Here is a 17162-nt window from a genome sequence, read left to right on the forward strand (position 1 = left end):
GATCAGTATGAGTTTGTACGAGGCCTCTATTCGGGTTAAACACGAGTGTCCGTACCGGGAAATTTCGGAACGGCATCCGGACTTGACCATCCGTGAGTGGCCGCTGAGCGACTGCCAGGTGCTGGAAATCACGTCAGAGACGACCCCGACCGACGAGCTGCGTGACGACATTGACCAACTCGGAACCGTTCTGCACGAATCGAAGGGTAACGGGGGGTATCATATCGTCACGCAGTCCTGTCTGTGTTCACTCGAACAGTCGATCATCGACCGGTTTGAGAAACACAACTGCCTGTACCAGTCGCCGACGATCTACCGTCAAGGCTGGGAGCACTACACGGTGGTCGCGTTCGACGGCGAAGACATTCGGGAGCTGCTCGGAGATCTCCGCTCCGACAGAGAGATCGAACTGCTCTCGAAAACGTCGATTTCGGAGAAGCAGATTCCCCACAGCATGTTGGCTCCGGCGAATCAACTGTTCGAGGACATCACTGACCGGCAGTTAGCGGCACTCCAGTTAGCACTGGAACGCGGGTACTACGAGCAACCGCGAGAAACCTCTCTCCGGGACCTGGCCGATCAGACGGTTGTCGCTCGCTCGACGTACGAAGAACACCTCCGAAAAGCAGAGAACAAACTCCTCACGAACGCGGGACAGCTCCTGCGACTGGTCACCGCGACATCGACGGCCGACCCGCTCCAAGTAGAGCGGGCCCGACGAACCGAACGAGTCGCCGACTAGTCTGTCATCAGTTCGCCAGACAATCAGTTAGGCTCCCCGATAGCAATGCTATCGGGCTCCCAACGAGATGAGCGACGTCTTGGGACACCACCAACCAGGTCGCTCGGTCCGCTATAGCTCCGGAATCAGCGAAGGGAATGCGGGAGTGGCTGGGAAGCAGATCAATCGAAAGAGAACGCGTCAGGCCCGTGGTCGTCCTGCCACGCGAACGCGTAGAGGCGGCGTGTCCGTACCCGTCGGAGCCGGCGTCCGTCGCTGCTCTCGCCCGTCGCGGGAGCCCACGTCGCGCCGTCCCCGCGGACCGTTCCGTCCTCCATCCGGAGCTCGAAGGCGGGTCGCTCGAAGGCGTGAAGGCCATCAGTAGGTGCAAGAACCACGACATCGGTCTCTCCCACCGTCGCTTCCGTGACACCGCCAGCCGCCTCAACAACGGGTAGCGGGAAGCCGAGCGCACCACCATCGACCGGCGTCACGCCGAGGACGACCGTCGTCGGGTCGAGGTCATCGCGATCCCACTCGCGCTCCGGACCCTCGCCGCGCATCCCGCGGAGACCGAACGCCTCGCGCTCCTCGTACGCCTCGTAGCCCGAGGAGTCGTACCCGCTCGCGGCGGCCGATCCGTCGGATTCCGGCTGGAGGACAACTCCGTCGGGATGAGCCTCGCGAAAGGCCGCACACGTCGTCATCGGCCCCGGCCGGACTCGGAGTCGTTCGCCGGCGAGCTCGCCCGGGATGCACTCCCCGGTGGACTGCTTCCACTGTCTCGAAACAACCGTCCGGAGGCTCGGCGTATCTACCCGGAATTTCCACTGTGAAGGGCACAGATCGACCGATCCGCGGAGTTAGCAGTTTGGGAACGCAGAGTGGAGAGCTACTGCCGACCGACCTCGCCGACGACAGTACGAGTCTGTTCGCGCATGAACTGGGGGAGGTACCAGTACCCGCCGGCAAATTTGCTCGTTGTTCCGGACGATTTCCAGCCACCGAACGGTTGTGCCTGGACGAGTGCGCCGGTCGTCGCGCTCTGATGGCGATTAACGTAACACATCCCCGATTCGATCCGCTCAAACCACTCTGTCACTTCGCTCTCGTCTTCGGAAAACAGTCCGGCACACAGTCCGTACTCGCTCTCGTTCGCCTTCGTGATGGCTTCGTCCAGATCAGATACCGGGTGGATCGTTACGAACGGGAGGAAGTGCTCTTCGCGGGCCAACTCGTGACCGTGCGGGATATCGGTTACAACGGTGGGCTCGACGTACCGTCCGTCCGGAAGGTCAGCCGACGCGACGGTGTTTCTACCCGTCAGAACCGTTCCCTCTTCGCGTGCCGCGTCGCAAATACTTCGATACCGTTCCTCCGCACTCTCGTCGATAAGCGGGGCGAGAAACGCGTCTTCGTGTTCCGGTGGTTGAATCGGCAGCGCTTCCGTTTCGCTCACCAGCCGCTGAGTGAACTGATCGACGACGCCTTCCTCGACGTACACCCGCGCCGTTGCCGAACACTTCTGCCCGCTAAACCCGAACGCGCCGTTTTTGACTCCGGAAACCGCCTTCTGTAGGTCCGCGTTCGCCGTGACGATGACCGGATTCTTGCCACCCAACTCTGCGATCACCGGGCCGTTTTTTTCTTGCTCGAAAAACGTCTGCTGGATGGTCCGGCCGACGTCCCGAGACCCAGTGAAAACCACGCCGTCTACCGCTTGATGTTCGACGAGTGGCTGGCCGACAGCACGTCCACCGCCCGTGACGAGGTTGACGACTCCGTCGGGAAGCCCCGCTTCGGAGAGGACGTTTACGATCTCGTGTGCGATTAACGGTGTCGTACTCGCTGGCTTCGCTACGACGGTGTTGCCGGTAAGCACCGCTCCCATGGTCATGCCGGAGAAGATGGCGAACGGGAAGTTGAACGGTCCGACGACACCGAAGACGCCGAACGGTTCGAGGTGATTGGTGCAGTGCTGTCGGGGTGTCGGCTCTCCCGTGTCGAGAACGTATCCGCCGTTCCGTTCGAGTTCACGGCTATAAAAACGCAGGAAGTCGATCCCCTCGTCGATGTCGGCCATCGCCTCGGTTCGGTTCTTCCCGTTTTCGAGCGTCAGTACCGCGGCGAGTTCGTACTTCCGGTCGCTCATTCGATCCGCCGCCTCTCGAGCGATCTCCGCCCGTTCACTCCAGTGGGTCCCCCGCCACTCGTCGAAGGTGTCGCTCGCGGCCGTGACAGCGCGGTCGACGGCGTCGGCTGTCCCATCGGCAAACCTCCCGATTTCGAGGCTGGTATCTCCCGGACTGGTGACCGTGAAGTGGTCGTCAGTCTCCACTGGCTGACCGTCGATACGCAACGAGTGAGTGCCCCCGAGTGTCGTTTTGAGCGTTTCAATGGCCCGGTCGTAGGAACGATGGAACTCGTCCATCGTCTCGTCTCGTTGCTGTGTGAATACGGTCTGCTCGTTTTCGAAGGGTTCTGATTCCATGAACTCTACTACGAGTGCCGGTATGATATAGTGTGGCAAGTGACAGTATGAAATCAATTTACGGGCGCCCTTGCTCCTCGTACCCGTCTATTTTGCTCGATGACGCCCGTGACACCGGGTGCTGGCGCCCGAAACGGAGCCCGTGTCGCACCGGTGCCTCGTCGCGTGGTATTGACCCGCATGTTTATATGGGGCGGACGCGCACGGATAATCGTTAACAATGGTAACTTCAGGTTCGGAAACAGAAAACAAGCGTAACCACGAGCGGGTAAACGAGAGCGGTTCGGAAAGTTCATCGCCCGTCGCCAGGCGGCGATTCCTGCAGGCCGCCGGTGCCGGTGCGACCGTCGCGTTGGCCGGCTGTGCAGGGGGCGACGACGACGTGGTGCGGCTGGGCGCGACGTACATCCTCTCCGGATTCGCCTCGCTGTACGGCGAGGAGGCCGAACGCGGGTTCGACCTCGCAGAACAAGAGATCAACGACAACGGCGGGATCAACGGACAGGACCTCGAGATCATCTCGCGAGACACCGAGGGCGACTCCGAGACGGCGATCCGACAGATGCGCAGCCTCGTCGAGGAGGACGACGTCGACGGGCTGTTCGGGCTCGACTCCAGCGGTGTCGCGCAGGCGGTCGCGCCGCAGGCGGCCGAGATCGGGATGCCGTACATGGTCACCCACGCCGCGACGCCGTACATCACGTCGCCGGCAGGCGAACACGAGAACTCCGTCGGCAACGACTACATGTTCCGGTGCTCGAACAACCTCACGCAGGACATGTACGGCGCGGCCCGAACCGCGGCGGAGCTCGACGCCGAGGAGTGGGCGACGATCGGCCCCGACTACGCGTTCGGCTACGAGACGTGGGACTACTTCCGCGACTTCTGTGAGGGACTCGGCGTCGACGCCGAGTTCACGGCCGAGCAGTACCCGCCGCTGGCGTCCAGCGACTACACGCCGTACATCAACTCGATCCTCAACCAAGAGCCCGACGGCGTTATCACCCCGCTGTGGGGTGCAGACCTCACGACGTTCCTCAGCCAGGCCGACGAGGCTGGCTGGTTCGAACAGATCGATCACACCCTGTTCAGCGTCGGTATGGGGACGGACCTCCCGACCGACGGGAGTCCCCTCCCGGAGGGCGAGTTCGCGTCGACCCGATACGACCCGTTCGTGCCGGATAACTCGACGAACAACTCCTTCCGCGACCGCTACCTCGACGAGTACGACACCCTCCCGACGTACAACGCCGAGGGCGCGTATCGCGCCGTCTACCTGTACAGGGAAGTCATCGAGTCGACCGGGGGAACCGACCCCGACGACTTGATCGACGCCTTCGACGGGATGGAGCACTCCGGCCCGGTCGGCGACTATCAGTTCAACGAGCGGACGAATCAGGCGACCGTCCCCTCGATCTGGGGCGAGGTTCGCTACGACGAGGAGTACGACAGCAACGTCCTCGACCCGGTGACCGTGTACGACGCTTCGCCGGAGGAGATCGCGGACGCGCTCGGCGACTCGGACCTGCCGACGGGCGTGTGAACGCCGTTTACACATCCAATGAGCCTACCATCGCTCGTTCCGCTTATCGGGGTCGCCGACATCGTGATCGGGCTTAGCCTCGGCAGTCGGCTGTTCCTTATCGCCGTCGGGCTGAGTCTGATCTTCGGCGTGCTCGGCGTGCTCAACTTCGCGCACGGCGGTCTCTACATGCTCGGCGCGTACTTCTCGCTCGCGGTCACCACGAGCGTCATCTCGAACTTCTGGCTCGCCGTCGTCGTCGGCGCGTTGGCCGTCGGCGTCGTCGGCGCGCTCATCGAGGTAACGACGATCCGGCCGCTGTACGGACGGGTCGAGAGCGAGCTCGATCAGCTGATCGTCACCTTCGGGTTCGTGCTCGTGATCCACGAGGCCGTGCGGTTCATCTGGGGCTCGCAGTCGTACTCGATGGACCCGCCCGCACTGTTCGACTACTCGCTGTCGGTCGGTGGAAGCACCTTCGGCGCGTATCGCCTGTTCGTAATCGCGATGGCCCTCGTCGTGATGGCCGGTCTCTGGCTGTTCATCACGCGAACGTACTTCGGCTCGCTGATCCGGGGAACCTCCTCGGACCGCGAGATGGCGTCGATGCTCGGCGTCAACGTTCCGCGGCTGTACACCGCGGTGTTCTTCCTCGGCAGCCTGCTCGCCGGGCTCGGCGGGGCGCTGTCCGCGCCGCTGCAGTCGACCAGTCCCGGCCTCGGCGACCAGGTGATAATCGACGCGTTCATCGTCGTCGTCATCGGCGGGCTCGGCTCGATGACCGGCGCGTTCGTCGGCGCGATGATCATCGGCATCATGCAGAGTATCGGTCCGCAGTTCATCTCTGCGGGCTCGATCGCCATCCCGTTCCTCGCGATGGTGATCGTCCTGCTGTTCCGCCCTGAGGGGCTCTTCGGGGGGATCGGCGAATGAGCACGACGACCGACGACACCGGGACGCTTCGCTCGTTCGGTGCCGCCGTCGCAGACGGTTGGACGCGCGAGCGCTTCGGCGTGCTCGGCGTGCTCGGGCTCGTGGTAATGGCGTTCGCCCCGAGCTTCCAGGTGTTCCTGTTCACGGAGTTCCTGATCGTCGCGCTGTTCGCGCTCGGATTCAATCTCCTCTACGGCTACACCGGGCTGCTGTCGTTCGGCCACGGCATGTTCTACGCCGGTGGCGCCTACGGATTCGCCATCGTCTTGCGGGACCTGGGTCCGGTGATCGCGGACGTCGTCGGCACCGGGGTCGCTCCGCTCGTCACGTTCGTGATCGGCGGGCTCGCGGGGCTCGCGCTCGTCGTGCTCGTCTCCGTCCCCGTCGGCTGGCTCAGCGTCCGACTGGAGGAGATCTACTTCGCGCTGATCACCCTCGCGTTCGGGATGTTAGCGTACTCGCTCATCATTCAGAATCCAGCGGGGCTGACGAACGGCACCGACGGGATCATCATCCTGCTCGGCAGCGTCGATATCGGCGGGTCGAGCTTCCGGATCGGCGACCGACAGGGGTACTACGTCCTCACGGCGACGGTCGTGGTCGCGACGATCTACGCGGTCTGGCGGATCGTCAACTCCCCGTTCGGCACCGTCTGTAAGGCGATCCGCGAGAGTCCCGACCGCGCGGCTGCGCTGGGGATCGACGTCAGGCATCACCGGTGGATGACGTTCATCCTCTCGGCGGCGATCGTGAGCATCGCCGGTGTGTTGCGCGCTGGCCTCTCCAGTGTCGCGTCGCCCGAACTGGCCTACTGGTCGACCAGCGCAGTCGCCGTCGTCGCCACCGTTATCGGCGGCGCGACGTACTTCGCGGGGCCGGTCGTCGGCGCGTTCATCTTCCTGTACGTCCGGTGGGGGATCAGCCGGTTCCCCGCGCTCGAAGCGCACTGGGAGTTCTTCTTCGGGGCGCTTCTCATCGGTGTGGTGCTGTACTTCAAAGCGGGCGCCGTCGGCGGACTCGTGCTGCTCCGCGATCGGCTGCTCGGCGACGATACGGACGGTGAGAGCGCGGAATCGGACGGCGATCCGAACGCCGAGGCTGCGGAACCGGACGCCGACCCGGGCGGCGAGAACGCGGAATCGCGCGACGACCGATCCGACGACCGGGGTGACGACTCGTGACGACCGTCCTCAAAACGGAAGACCTACGCAAGCAGTTCGGCGAACTGACCGCCGTCGACGACGTCTCGATCGAGATCGACGACAGCGAGATCACCAGTATCATCGGCCCGAACGGCGCCGGCAAGACCACGTTCTACAACCTGCTGACGGGCGTGCTCCAGCCGACCGCCGGCTCGATCTGGCTGCGGAGCGACGAGAGCGGGGGTGACGGCGGCCGCAACGCCGACGGCCCGTCTGACGGCCTCCGCGACATCACCGACGCCGAGCCGCACGAGGTGGCGCAAGCCGGACTCTCACGCTCCTACCAGATCACGAATATCTTCGAGGGACTCACCGTTCGCGAGAACGTCCGCGTGGCGCGGATCAGCCACGAGGAGACGCGGCTCGACTTCCGGTCCCGTGCGAATGAAAACGAGGCAATGGAGTCCGAAATCGAGGATATCCTCGATCTGACCGGGCTCACCGGCATCGCCGATACGGCGTGTGACACGCTGAGTCACGGCGAGAAACGGACCGTCGAGATCGCCTTGGCGTTGGCCATCGAGCCGAACGTCTTCCTGATGGACGAGCCGACGGCGGGAATGAATCCGACGGAAGTGACGGAGATCGTCTCGCTGATCCGCGACCTCGACGCCGATCTCGACGCCACCTTCGTGGTGACCGAACACAACATGGACGTCGTGAAAGACATCTCCGACCGGATCGTCGTGCTCGCCGAGGGCTCGATCCTCGCCGACGGCACGCCGACGGACGTGTTGACCGACGAACGCGTGACCGAGGCCTACTTGGGGAGCGATAGCGCATGACGATACTCACAGTCGACGACATCGATACGTACTACGGGAACAGCCACGTCCTCCACGGCGTCTCGCTGGAGATCGACGAGGGCGAGGTGGTGACGCTGTTGGGACGCAACGGCGCCGGCAAGACGACGACGATGCGCTCCATCGTCGGCGCGTCGCCGCCGCGAACCGGGTCGATCACCTACCGCGGCGAGGAGATCGCGGGCAAATCGCCCGACGAGATCAACAAGCTGGGGATCTCACTCGTGCCCGAGGACCGCCGGGTGTTCCCCACGCTGACCGTTCAGGAGAACCTTCGGCTCGCGCACAACCTCGCCACCGACCCGCGGCCGGTCGAGGAGATGTACGAGCTGTTCCCCGCGCTCGACCCGCTGCGGAACAACGACGGACAGAACCTCAGCGGCGGCGAACAACAGATGGTGTCGGTCGCTCGCGCGCTGGTGCAGGCGCCTGACGTCCTGTTACTCGACGAGCCGACCGAGGGGCTCGCACCCGTCATCGTCGACGACCTCCGGGAGATCGTCCAGACGGTCGTCGACGAGAACGTGACTGTCCTCTTGACCGAGCAGAACGTGGACTTCGCCTTCGACCTCGCCGAACGCGGCTACATCATGGACACCGGCGAGATCGTTTTCGACGGCACCGTCGAGGAGATCCAAGAGCGGGAGGACCTCCTCGAAACGTACCTCTCCGTGGGAAGCGCCGATGCCTGAGGAACTCACGCTCCGCCCGTTCTTCTGGCGGGCGACCCGACTGTTCCCCGAGACCGAAGTCGTCTCGCGCACCCACGACGGGGTCGAGCGCTACACGTACGCCGACTTCGGCGACCGCGTTCGGCGACTGGCGGCCGCACTCGAAGCGCTCGGCGTCGAGCCCGGCGACCGCGTCGGCACCCTCGGGTGGAACACCCACCGGCACTTCGAGGCGTACTACGCGGTCCCCCTCTCCGGGGCGCAGCTCCACACGGTGAACCTGCTCTTACAGGACGACCACGTCGAGTACATCATCAACGACGCCGCGGACGACGTGCTCCTCGTCGACCGCGACGCCGTCGCGACCCTCGACCGACTGTGGGATCGGATCGAAGGCGTCCGCGAAGTCGTCGTCATGGGCGACACCGTCCCGGAAACGACGGCCGACATGCCGCTGTCGGCCTCCGAGGAGCTGCTCGCGGCGGCCGATCCGGTCGGCTCGTGGCCGCCGCTCGCCGAGGACGACCCGGCTGGCATGTGTTACACCTCCGGAACGACGGGGAAGCCCAAGGGCGTCGAGTACACGCACAAGATGATCTACGCCCACGCGATGATGGTGATGACGCCGTCGGCGCTCGACATCGCGGAGGAGGACGTGGTGATGCCCGTCGTGCCGATGTTCCACGTGAACTCGTGGGAGTTCCCCTACGCCGTGACGATGGCGGGTGCGAAGCAGGTGTACCCCGGTCCGTCGCCCGACCCCGCCGACCTCGTCGAACTGATCGAGGCGGAAGGAGTGACGCTCACCGCGGGCGTGCCGACCGTCTGGATCGACGTGCTCGATCACCTCGACGAACACGGCGGCGACCTCTCCTCGCTGGAGCGCATCGTCGTCGGCGGGAGCGCGGCGCCCAGAGAGGTGATGCGGCGCTACGCGGACGAACACGACGTGACGATAGAACACGCGTGGGGAATGACCGAGACGATGAGCATCGGCTCGGTCTCCCGCCCGAAGTCGTCGATGACCGACGACGACCGCGAGGCGAAACTCGACAAGCGCGCCAAACAGGGGCTGCTCTCGCCGGGGTTGGAGATGCGAATCGTCGACGACGCCGACGATCCGGTCGACTGGGACGGCGAGGCGTTCGGCGAACTGCTCGTCCGCGGCCCCTCCGTCGTCGAGGAGTACTACAACCGTCCCGAGGCGACCGAGACCGATTTCGTGGCGGCCGAGGACGGCGGCGCTCGGTGGCTCCGCACCGGCGACATCGCCACGGTGGATGCGGACGGCTACATCGAGGTCGTCGACCGCGTCAAGGACGTGATCAAGTCCGGCGGCGAGTGGATCTCCAGCATCGAACTGGAGAACGCGCTGATGGCCCACGAGGACGTCGCCGAGGCGGTCGTGATCGCGGCGTCCCACGAGCGATGGCAGGAGCGGCCGCTTGCGTTCGTCGTGCCGAAGGCGGGCCGCGACCTCGACGTTGAGGGGATCCGGGCGTTCCTCGCCGACGAGTTCCCGCGCTGGTGGCTCCCGGACGACGTGCGGTTCCGCGAGGAGATCCCCAAGACGGCGACCGGGAAGTTCGACAAGAAGACGCTCCGCGAGACCGTCGAGGACCCGGAGCTGCCGTACGCGCCGGGTGAGGGCGAATGACGGGAGACGACGCGGCCGACGTCGTCGACACCGATCCGACGACCGGCGACGACGAGTCGCCGCCGCTCGCCCCCGCCGCCGCTCTCCCCGACCTCTCGGGGCGCGTCGCCGTCGTCACCGGCGGCGGCCGCGGGATCGGGCGGGCGATCGCACTCGGCATGGCCGCGGCGGGGGCCACGGTCGTCCCCTCGGCGCGGACCGCGGCGGAGGTCGAGGCCGTGGCCGCCGAGGCCCGCGAGTACGGCGTCGAGGCGCGCGGGATCACCGCCGACGTGACCGACGACGACGAGGTGAACGCGCTCGTCGAGGAGACCGTCGACGCGTTCGGTTCGCTCGACGTGTTGGTCAACAACGCGGGTTTCAATCCAGGCGACGCGCTCGGCGACCCCGACGACGTCGAGAGCGACGCGGTCGACGCCGTGCTCGACGTGAACCTGCGAGGCGCGTTCCGCGCGGTTCGAGCCGCCGGGCCGCACCTGAAAGCGGTCGGGGGGAGCGTCGTCAACGTCGCCAGCGTGGCCGGGCTCGTTGGACTGCCGAAACAGCACCCGTACGTCGCCTCGAAACACGGGCTCGTCGGGCTGACGAAGAGCGCGGCGCTGGACTGGGCCCCCGACGTGCGGGTGAACGCGGTCGCTCCCGGCTACGTCGCGACCGACCTCACCGAACCCCTTCAGGAGAACGAGCGGCTCCGGCAATCGATCGTCGACCGAACGCCCCTCGACCGGTTCGCCGATCCGATGGAGATCGCCGGGCCGGTCGTGTTCCTCGCGAGCGACGCGGCGAGCTTCGTCACCGGCGAGACCCTCGCGGCCGACGGCGGCTGGACGGCCCGGTGAGCGGCGGAAAGTCGGAGGAATTCGACCGTTTTCGCAGGCGTCCTCGTGACCCGCGCTCCCCGAATACAGCCTCCGCCTGCGGGACATCGATCGCCCTGACTCGGTCGTCGTCGTCGATCACCAGAGGACGCCGTCGAAGGCCCAGAAGGCGACGACCGGCGACGCGGCCACCAGAGTCCCGAGCGCGATCGTCCCGAGGACGGTGAGCCGGGCGACCTCGCCCCGGAGGGTGTCGGATCGCCGCGCCGGTGGAAAACGAGTGAGGCACCTCGGCCCCCGGTTGTGGCGCTGCAAAACTCGCGACACCGACATAGAGGAGCGGGAGCGTCCCCACCGCGACGACTACCGCATACGGAAAGACGGAGCCGCCCGCGAGAACGAGGACCGCCGCCGTGAGGGCGTACGTGCTCGTCGTCGCGTCCCCAGCACGACCGGGGGCACGGCGAGGACCGCGAGGGCCACCACGAGGAACACGACCAGCGGGACCGAGTGGGGTTTGAACGACCGCACAGCGGAGGGCATGAGCGTGCTGTGGGACGTACCACTGAAATGACTTTCTTCCGTTGGAACGCGGTGTTCAGATAAGGATTGAAGGGTGAGGAGGTGCGTTTTCAAAGTGGTTCATGCCCGAAAACGACCGTCTCAGCGGCTGTTTAGACGAGATCAACTTAGAGTTTGTGGAGCGAGATCGAACTCCGCGCTGGGCGATTGAAGTAGGGATCCGCTGTCACTTGGCCTAAATGTCACTACGTGAGGTAAGTAAGCATCTTGAACTGTTTGGGACCAATCGGAGTCACGTCGCGATCCATAACTGGGCTCATAAGGCCGATCTACAGCCGATCTCAACCGTCTCCGAGGATCAACTCGCGGTTGACGAAAAGATCATCCGCCTCCACGGCCAGAAGTTCTGGCTGTACGGCGCGGTTGATCCACAGACGAATGAGGTCCCTCACGTGAGTCTCTATCCGACCGCAAATAAACAGACGATGTGGTGGTTTCTAACCGAACTACACCGGCGCTATCAGCTCGATAACGTGGAATTCCTCGTCGATGACGCAGACTATCTCGGATCAGTTCTCGCTGAAGACGGCTAGCGATTTCAAGTCATTCAACATGGAAATCGGAACGCCATCAAACGTGTCTTTTGGGGAACAGAAAGACGAATATTATCGTTTTCGAATAGCTTCAACAATGTCGCGCTAGAGACAGCTCAAAATTGGCTCGAAGCCGTCGCCGTCTACCACAATTCACGCCAAACTTAACGCGAGCATAATAAAAATGCATACTACGTAATCTTGGTGGAATATAAATGTTCAATCGGTGAGCTAATCTCATTATTTTCGTTATTTTGACGGAGACATTCAAACTGACGAACCACGAGAGTTTGTCGGTTTGAGTCTTGAATAACCAGTACTACTCGTGTTCAACTTGCACCACGGTAACGGCCACTGTAGCATGAGTCGCACTTGAATTAGTCTCCGGAGGGAGATCTGCTTTGTATGCCCCGTTGTGAACGGTAGATCGATCCCGATCTCCACTAAATATAAGAATGTATAGTATTACTAAAAACTGGTATTTCTGGCAGATAACACGAAATGTCGAACGTTATCGACGGCTACGGCCCGCTCTCGTTTCAGTCCCGTTCTGCTGGGGGCCAGCGCTGTACGTCCAGATTCGGGTACTCTGCGGCCCAGTCTGCGCCGGCCGTTCTGGCCGTCTCGTGAATCCGCTCGAGCTCTGTGACCGCGTCGTCGTGCTCGTCAACGCGAAGGTCGTGTTCGAGCTGCGGCGTCTCGGGATCAAAGACGACGATTGCCGCGCTCTGGGCGTTGGGGCCCCGCTTATCTCCACCAGCGTCTGCTCCGGCCCGAAGCGCCGCCAAGAGCCGACGATCGAGCGTCCGATCCCGGGACCGTTCGAACGCGTCGGCCATCCGCTCGATGACTGCCGGTCCGTCGAGCATGTTGCCGGCCACGGTGTACGTCTCCCCCTCGATATCGCCTGCAAACGGCTCGCAGTCGTCGCCGGTCCGTGCGACGGTTTGACCGGAACTGTCGATCCCGTGTACCTGCCGTTGGGCCGAGTGCGTGTCGGCTGCCAGCAACGACGAAACGGCCTCGACGACCGAGGCTCCGCGCTCTAGGCGACCGATCGCGTGGACGCCGATCGGCGTCTTCGTCATCGCTTGCGTGCAGACCGCTCCGTCACGACAGACGAACGGAGCCGTCGAGCCGACGGCGATCGCCTTCGTGGCTATCGCGGCGCCGTGGCGGCCGTCGACCGACGCGCAGATCGAGAACGTCACGTCGCGCTCCCGTCGCTCCCATAGAGCCGTTCGGACATCTCTGCTTCGGACAGGTGGCAGGCGATCCGGTGACCTGGCGCGCCCTCGACCGGGTCCCGCGTCGGAGCGTCCGTCTCGCAGACCTCGCCGATCTTCTTCGGACAGCGGGTGTGGAACGGACATCCGGTCGGCGGGTCTAAGGGGCTCGGAACGTCGCCTTCGAGCAGGATCCGCTCGGGCTGGTCGTCCGGAGTCGGATGCGGAACGGCCGAGAGAAGGCTCTCCGTGTACGGGTGGAACGGCGGATTAAACACCTGCTCGACCGATCCGGACTCGGCGATCGTTCCGAGGTACATCACGGCGACGCGGTCACAGATGTGCTGTACGACGCTGATGTTGTGTGAGATGAACAGGTACGAGAGCCCGTACTCTGCCTGCAGGTCGTCGAGAAGGTTGAGAATCTGCGCCTGCACGCTCACGTCCAGCGCGGAGACGGGTTCGTCGCAAACGATGAGTTTCGGCTCGACAGCGAGCGCGTTGGCGATCGCGATCCGCTGCTGCTGCCCGCCGGAGAACTGATGCGGGTACTTATCGATGTCGCTCGCTTGGAGTCCGACGCGCTCCAACAGCTCTTCGATCCGGGCGCGTTTCTCGTCGCCCGTCGCGATTCCGTGCTTCTCCATCCCTCGTCCGACGATCTGCTCGACCGTCTTCCGAGGATTGAGCGAACTCTTCGGGTCCTGGAAGATGATCTGTATCTCCTGCCGGAGACTTCGCATCTCCGAGTCACTCAGCGAGTGGAGCGGCTGTCCGTCGAAGTACACCTCGCCGTCAGTCGGTTCGAGCAACTGCATGACGGTCCGCGCGACGGTGGACTTCCCGCAGCCGCTCTCACCGACGAGACCGACGGTCTCCCCGCGGCTGATGCTGAAGTCCACGCCGTCGACCGCTTTCACGTATCGGCGTTCGAGCGTTAACCCTCCCCCGTCGGTTCGCGCGAGGGAGATGTTCCCGAGCAGTCCGTCGCCGGACGGGAAGTGCTTCTTGAGTCCGCTCACGTCTAAGAGCGGGTCACCGTCGATTTCCTTCTGTTGCCGGCCGGCGTCTTCCGTGACGGCCGACTCGGAGAGGTCGAGCTCCGCAGACCGGATACACGCCACCTCTGAATCTCCGCGGTCATCGTATTCAGTGCCAGAGATGGGCTCTAGCGCCGGATCGTCGCCGGTCCGACACGCGTCGACTGCGTGTGGACACCTGTCGGCGAAGTTACATCCGTCGGGCAGCGACTTGAGGTCCGGCATCGAGCCGGGGAGCGCGTAGAGGCGATCGCGGTCGGAGTTGACCGCCGGGATCGCGTCGATGAGCGTCCGCGTGTAAGGGTGTCTCGGCCGTGCGAAAATCGACGACACGGGCCCCCTTTCGACGAGGTTTCCGGCGTACATCACGCCGACGTGGTCGCAGGTCTGCGCGACGACACCCAGGTTGTGGGTGATCATCAGGATCGATACGTCGCGTCTCTCGCGCAGATCGTTGAGTAAGTCGAGGATCTTCGCCTGCGTCGTGACGTCGAGCGCGGTCGTCGGCTCGTCGGCGATGATCAGGTCCGGCTCACACGCCAGCCCGATGGCGATGAGGATGCGCTGTCGCATCCCGCCCGAGAACTGGTGCGGGTACTCGTCGATCCGCTCTTTCGGGGACGGGATCTCCACCTCTCGCATCGCTTCGATGGCTATCTCGCGGGCCTCCGTGGAACTCACGTCCTGATGGAGCTCGATCGTCTCGGTTATCTGTTGCCCGACGGTCAACACGGGATTCAGCGCGGTCATCGGGTCCTGCGGGATGAGCGTGATCTCGTTCCCCCGAACACCCTGCATCTCTTTTTCGGAAAGCGAGAGCAGATCGCGTCCGTCGAAGGCTATCGAACCCGAGACGATCTCGCCGGGGTACTCGATCAGCTGCATGATCGACCGGGCAGTGACGCTTTTTCCGGCGCCCGATTCGCCGACGATCCCCATTACTTCGCCCTTTTCGAGGGTAAACGAGACGTCGTCAACGGCGGTCACCGTACCGTCTTCTGTGCGGAACTGGGTCCGGAGCGATTCGACCGACAGCAGCGGGTCTGTGGTGTTCGAATTCATTCGATTATCTCTCCTTTCGGATCCAGCACGTCACGGAGGCCGTCGCCGAGCAGGTTGAAGCCGATCACGGCGATGGCGATGGCCGCCGCCGGGAAGAAGACCATCCACGGGGCGTCGCCCATGTAGGCCCATCCGGAGTTGATCATCAGCCCCCACGACGGCTCCGGCGGCTGCACGCCGAGCCCGAGGAACGAGAGGCTCGCTTCGAGCAGCATGGTGAACGCGATGTTGATCGACCCCTGCACCAACAGGGGCCCGACGCAGTTCGGCAGCACCTCGCGGAAGATGATGTACAGGTCGCTTTCTCCGCGGGCCTCCGCGGCTTCGATGTACGACTCGTTGCGCACCGACAGCGCCGCGCTGCGCGCCACGCGTGCAATGAACGGGGTGTACACCAGCGCCAACGCGATGATGACGTTGTTCAGACTCGGTTCCATGACCGCGACGATCGTCAGCGCCAACAGGATCGGGGGGAACGACATCATGGCGTCCATCGCCCGCATCAGCGACTCGTCCGTGAGCCCCTGGTAGTAGCCCGCGACGATACCGATCGAGGTACCCATGATCATCGCCGCGCTGATCGACGTGAACCCGACGTACAGCGAGATCTGCGTGCCCAACACCACGCGGCTGAACACGTCTCTCCCGAGATCGTCGGTCCCCATCGGGTTCGAGAGGCTCGGCGCGGCCTCCCTGTTCGGCACGTCCGTCGCTCCCGGGTCGTACGGGACGATCTCCGGGAATAGGTACGTGACGATCGCGATGGCGAACAGGCTCACGACGATTCCGAGCCCGATCATCGCCTTCTGGTTTCGGCGGAACTGCCGGATGAACCGGGCGTAGTGCGCCTTGCGTTCGTCGCTGAGCGAGAGTCTTTCGGACGACATTACTCTGATCCTCCGTATCGGATACGCGGATCGACGTACGCGTAGAACGCGTCCGCGAGGAAGTTTGAGAGCATGTAGATGAGCGCGATAACGATGATACAGCCCTGTAACAGCGGGATGTCCCGGTTCTCGATCGCCGTCAGCGTGAGGCGACCGATCCCCGGCCACGAGAACACCTCTTCGAGCACCACGACGCCGCCGAACGCGTAGCTGAACTGGAACGCGATGACGGTGATGACCGGGATCGCGGCGTTTTTTAGTGCGTGCCGAAGGACGACGGCCCGCTCGCTGAGCCCCTTCGACCGCGCGAACTCGACGTAGTCCTCACTCATCTCGTCGATCATGCTCGATCTGGTCATCCGCATGATGTACGCAGTGAGCGCGACGCCCATCGCGCTCGCCGGCAGGATGAGGTGATGTAACGCCCCGACGGGGTCGACCCACGGGGAGACGTACCCGCGCGTAGGAAAGCCGCCGAGCGAGAGCGCGAACACGTAGATGAACACGAGTCCCCAGAGGAAGATCGGCAGCGAAAGTCCCAGGAACGCCAGCATCGACGCGGTCAGGTCGGTCGGCGTGTTCTTTTTGACCGCGGCGATAATCCCGAGCGGGATCGAGAGCGTCACCGAGACGACGGTCGCCGACACCGCGAGCAGTAGCGATCGCGGGAGGCGGACCCCGATCTGCTCGGCGACCGGCGTGTTGTACCGCAGCGACATCCCCATGTCACCCCGCGCCAAGTCCGTGATCCAATCGGCGTACTGGACGATGAGCGGCTGGTTCAACCCGAGTTGGGCCTCTAGTTGGGCGATCGACGCCTCGTTCGCGTTCGGTCCGAGGATGAGGAGCGCGACGTTCCCCGGAAGGATGTTCGTTAACCCGAAGGTGATGAGGGTGACGAGGAACAGCGTCACCATCATGAATCCGAGCCGTTTGATGAGGTAGTTGGCGAACGCCATCTATTGGTGCAGCCCGGACCGATGCGCAGGAGTCTGTGTCATTGTGCGGGAATCG

15 protein-coding genes and 1 pseudogene are annotated in these 17162 nt (G+C 63.9%); 9 read left to right on the top strand and 7 right to left on the bottom strand.

Annotated features, from left to right (window positions below; genetic code table 11):
• Positions 1-7: 7 nt before the first annotated feature.
• Entirely contained in the window at positions 8-742 is a 735-nt protein-coding gene (locus tag ACNSN4_RS09690; protein ID WP_418285617.1) for a helix-turn-helix domain-containing protein, read from the top strand.
• Between the two features lie 161 nt (positions 743-903).
• On the opposite strand, the gene ACNSN4_RS09695 is transcribed toward ACNSN4_RS09690, so the two are convergent.
• The gene (locus ACNSN4_RS09695) at positions 904-1566 is read right to left on the bottom strand and encodes a DUF3179 domain-containing (seleno)protein (RefSeq protein ID WP_418286356.1); all 663 of its coding nucleotides are present in this window, start codon (positions 1564-1566) and stop codon (positions 904-906) included.
• Between the two features lie 47 nt (positions 1567-1613).
• Entirely contained in the window at positions 1614-3212 is a 1599-nt protein-coding gene (locus ACNSN4_RS09700) for an aldehyde dehydrogenase family protein (RefSeq protein ID WP_418285618.1), read from the bottom strand.
• Positions 3213-3432: 220 nt separating this feature from the next.
• On the opposite strand from ACNSN4_RS09700, the gene ACNSN4_RS09705 reads away from it, so the two are divergent.
• The 7 genes from ACNSN4_RS09705 to ACNSN4_RS09735 are packed head-to-tail and all read left to right on the top strand — an operon-like array spanning position 3433 to position 10839.
• Positions 3433-4755, top strand: a complete 1323-nt coding sequence (locus ACNSN4_RS09705) for an ABC transporter substrate-binding protein (protein WP_418285619.1) — start codon at positions 3433-3435, stop codon at positions 4753-4755.
• An 18-nt stretch (positions 4756-4773) separates the two neighbouring features.
• A complete protein-coding gene (locus ACNSN4_RS09710; protein WP_418285620.1) occupies positions 4774-5667 on the top strand; it encodes a branched-chain amino acid ABC transporter permease in 894 nt (297 codons plus the stop codon).
• A complete protein-coding gene (locus ACNSN4_RS09715) occupies positions 5664-6848 on the top strand; it encodes a branched-chain amino acid ABC transporter permease (RefSeq protein ID WP_418285621.1) in 1185 nt (394 codons plus the stop codon). Before ACNSN4_RS09710 ends, ACNSN4_RS09715 begins: the two co-directional genes overlap by 4 nt.
• A complete protein-coding gene (locus ACNSN4_RS09720) occupies positions 6845-7654 on the top strand; it encodes an ABC transporter ATP-binding protein (protein ID WP_418285622.1) in 810 nt (269 codons plus the stop codon). Before ACNSN4_RS09715 ends, ACNSN4_RS09720 begins: the two co-directional genes overlap by 4 nt.
• Entirely contained in the window at positions 7651-8364 is a 714-nt protein-coding gene (locus ACNSN4_RS09725) for an ABC transporter ATP-binding protein (protein ID WP_418285623.1), read from the top strand. The genes ACNSN4_RS09720 and ACNSN4_RS09725 overlap by 4 nt, the downstream gene beginning before the upstream one ends.
• On the top strand, positions 8357-10000 hold the full coding sequence (locus ACNSN4_RS09730) for a long-chain fatty acid--CoA ligase (protein WP_418285624.1): 1644 nt from the start codon (positions 8357-8359) through the stop codon (positions 9998-10000). Before ACNSN4_RS09725 ends, ACNSN4_RS09730 begins: the two co-directional genes overlap by 8 nt.
• Complete coding sequence (locus ACNSN4_RS09735; protein WP_418285625.1) at positions 9997-10839, top strand: SDR family NAD(P)-dependent oxidoreductase; 843 nt, start codon at positions 9997-9999, stop codon at positions 10837-10839. The genes ACNSN4_RS09730 and ACNSN4_RS09735 overlap by 4 nt, the downstream gene beginning before the upstream one ends.
• A 117-nt stretch (positions 10840-10956) precedes the next feature.
• Here ACNSN4_RS09735 and ACNSN4_RS09740 read toward each other — a convergent pair whose 3' ends face one another.
• Positions 10957-11151 (bottom strand): hypothetical protein, encoded by a 195-nt coding sequence (locus ACNSN4_RS09740; protein ID WP_418285626.1) that lies wholly within the window; start codon positions 11149-11151, stop codon positions 10957-10959.
• A 311-nt stretch (positions 11152-11462) separates the two neighbouring features.
• Here ACNSN4_RS09740 and ACNSN4_RS09745 point away from each other — a divergent pair.
• Positions 11463-12101, top strand: a pseudogene (locus ACNSN4_RS09745) (IS6 family transposase).
• 371 nt (positions 12102-12472) lie between these two features.
• Here the strand turns inward: ACNSN4_RS09745 and ACNSN4_RS09750 are convergent.
• Genes ACNSN4_RS09750 through ACNSN4_RS09765 form a run of 4 tightly spaced genes read right to left on the bottom strand, consistent with a single transcriptional unit; the run spans position 12473 to position 17107 of the window.
• Positions 12473-13144, bottom strand: coding sequence for a DUF1028 domain-containing protein (locus ACNSN4_RS09750; RefSeq protein WP_418285627.1), 672 nt, complete (start codon positions 13142-13144; stop codon positions 12473-12475).
• Positions 13141-15261 carry a dipeptide ABC transporter ATP-binding protein gene (locus ACNSN4_RS09755; RefSeq protein ID WP_418285628.1) on the bottom strand — a complete coding sequence of 707 codons (2121 nt, stop codon included), beginning with the start codon at positions 15259-15261 and terminating at the stop codon, positions 13141-13143. Before ACNSN4_RS09755 ends, ACNSN4_RS09750 begins: the two co-directional genes overlap by 4 nt.
• A complete protein-coding gene (locus ACNSN4_RS09760) occupies positions 15258-16148 on the bottom strand; it encodes an ABC transporter permease (protein ID WP_418285629.1) in 891 nt (296 codons plus the stop codon). Before ACNSN4_RS09760 ends, ACNSN4_RS09755 begins: the two co-directional genes overlap by 4 nt.
• Positions 16148-17107 (bottom strand): ABC transporter permease, encoded by a 960-nt coding sequence (locus ACNSN4_RS09765; RefSeq protein WP_418285630.1) that lies wholly within the window; start codon positions 17105-17107, stop codon positions 16148-16150. The genes ACNSN4_RS09760 and ACNSN4_RS09765 overlap by 1 nt, the downstream gene beginning before the upstream one ends.
• Positions 17108-17162 lie beyond the last annotated feature (55 nt).

The sequence above is a fragment of the Halorubrum marinum genome (genome assembly GCF_048381195.1).
Taxonomy (GTDB): domain Archaea; phylum Halobacteriota; class Halobacteria; order Halobacteriales; family Haloferacaceae; genus Halorubrum.

Coding starts and splice junctions, on each gene's coding strand:
- ACNSN4_RS09690 (WP_418285617.1), top strand. CDS start 8: ATGAGTTTGTACGAGGCCTCTATTCGGGTTAAACACGAGTGTCCGTAC.
- ACNSN4_RS09700 (WP_418285618.1), bottom strand. CDS start 3,212: ATGGAATCAGAACCCTTCGAAAACGAGCAGACCGTATTCACACAGCAA.
- ACNSN4_RS09705 (WP_418285619.1), top strand. CDS start 3,433: ATGGTAACTTCAGGTTCGGAAACAGAAAACAAGCGTAACCACGAGCGG.
- ACNSN4_RS09710 (WP_418285620.1), top strand. CDS start 4,774: ATGAGCCTACCATCGCTCGTTCCGCTTATCGGGGTCGCCGACATCGTG.
- ACNSN4_RS09715 (WP_418285621.1), top strand. CDS start 5,664: ATGAGCACGACGACCGACGACACCGGGACGCTTCGCTCGTTCGGTGCC.
- ACNSN4_RS09725 (WP_418285623.1), top strand. CDS start 7,651: ATGACGATACTCACAGTCGACGACATCGATACGTACTACGGGAACAGC.
- ACNSN4_RS09730 (WP_418285624.1), top strand. CDS start 8,357: ATGCCTGAGGAACTCACGCTCCGCCCGTTCTTCTGGCGGGCGACCCGA.
- ACNSN4_RS09735 (WP_418285625.1), top strand. CDS start 9,997: ATGACGGGAGACGACGCGGCCGACGTCGTCGACACCGATCCGACGACC.
- ACNSN4_RS09740 (WP_418285626.1), bottom strand. CDS start 11,151: ATGTCGGTGTCGCGAGTTTTGCAGCGCCACAACCGGGGGCCGAGGTGC.
- ACNSN4_RS09755 (WP_418285628.1), bottom strand. CDS start 15,261: ATGAATTCGAACACCACAGACCCGCTGCTGTCGGTCGAATCGCTCCGG.
- ACNSN4_RS09760 (WP_418285629.1), bottom strand. CDS start 16,148: ATGTCGTCCGAAAGACTCTCGCTCAGCGACGAACGCAAGGCGCACTAC.
- ACNSN4_RS09765 (WP_418285630.1), bottom strand. CDS start 17,107: ATGGCGTTCGCCAACTACCTCATCAAACGGCTCGGATTCATGATGGTG.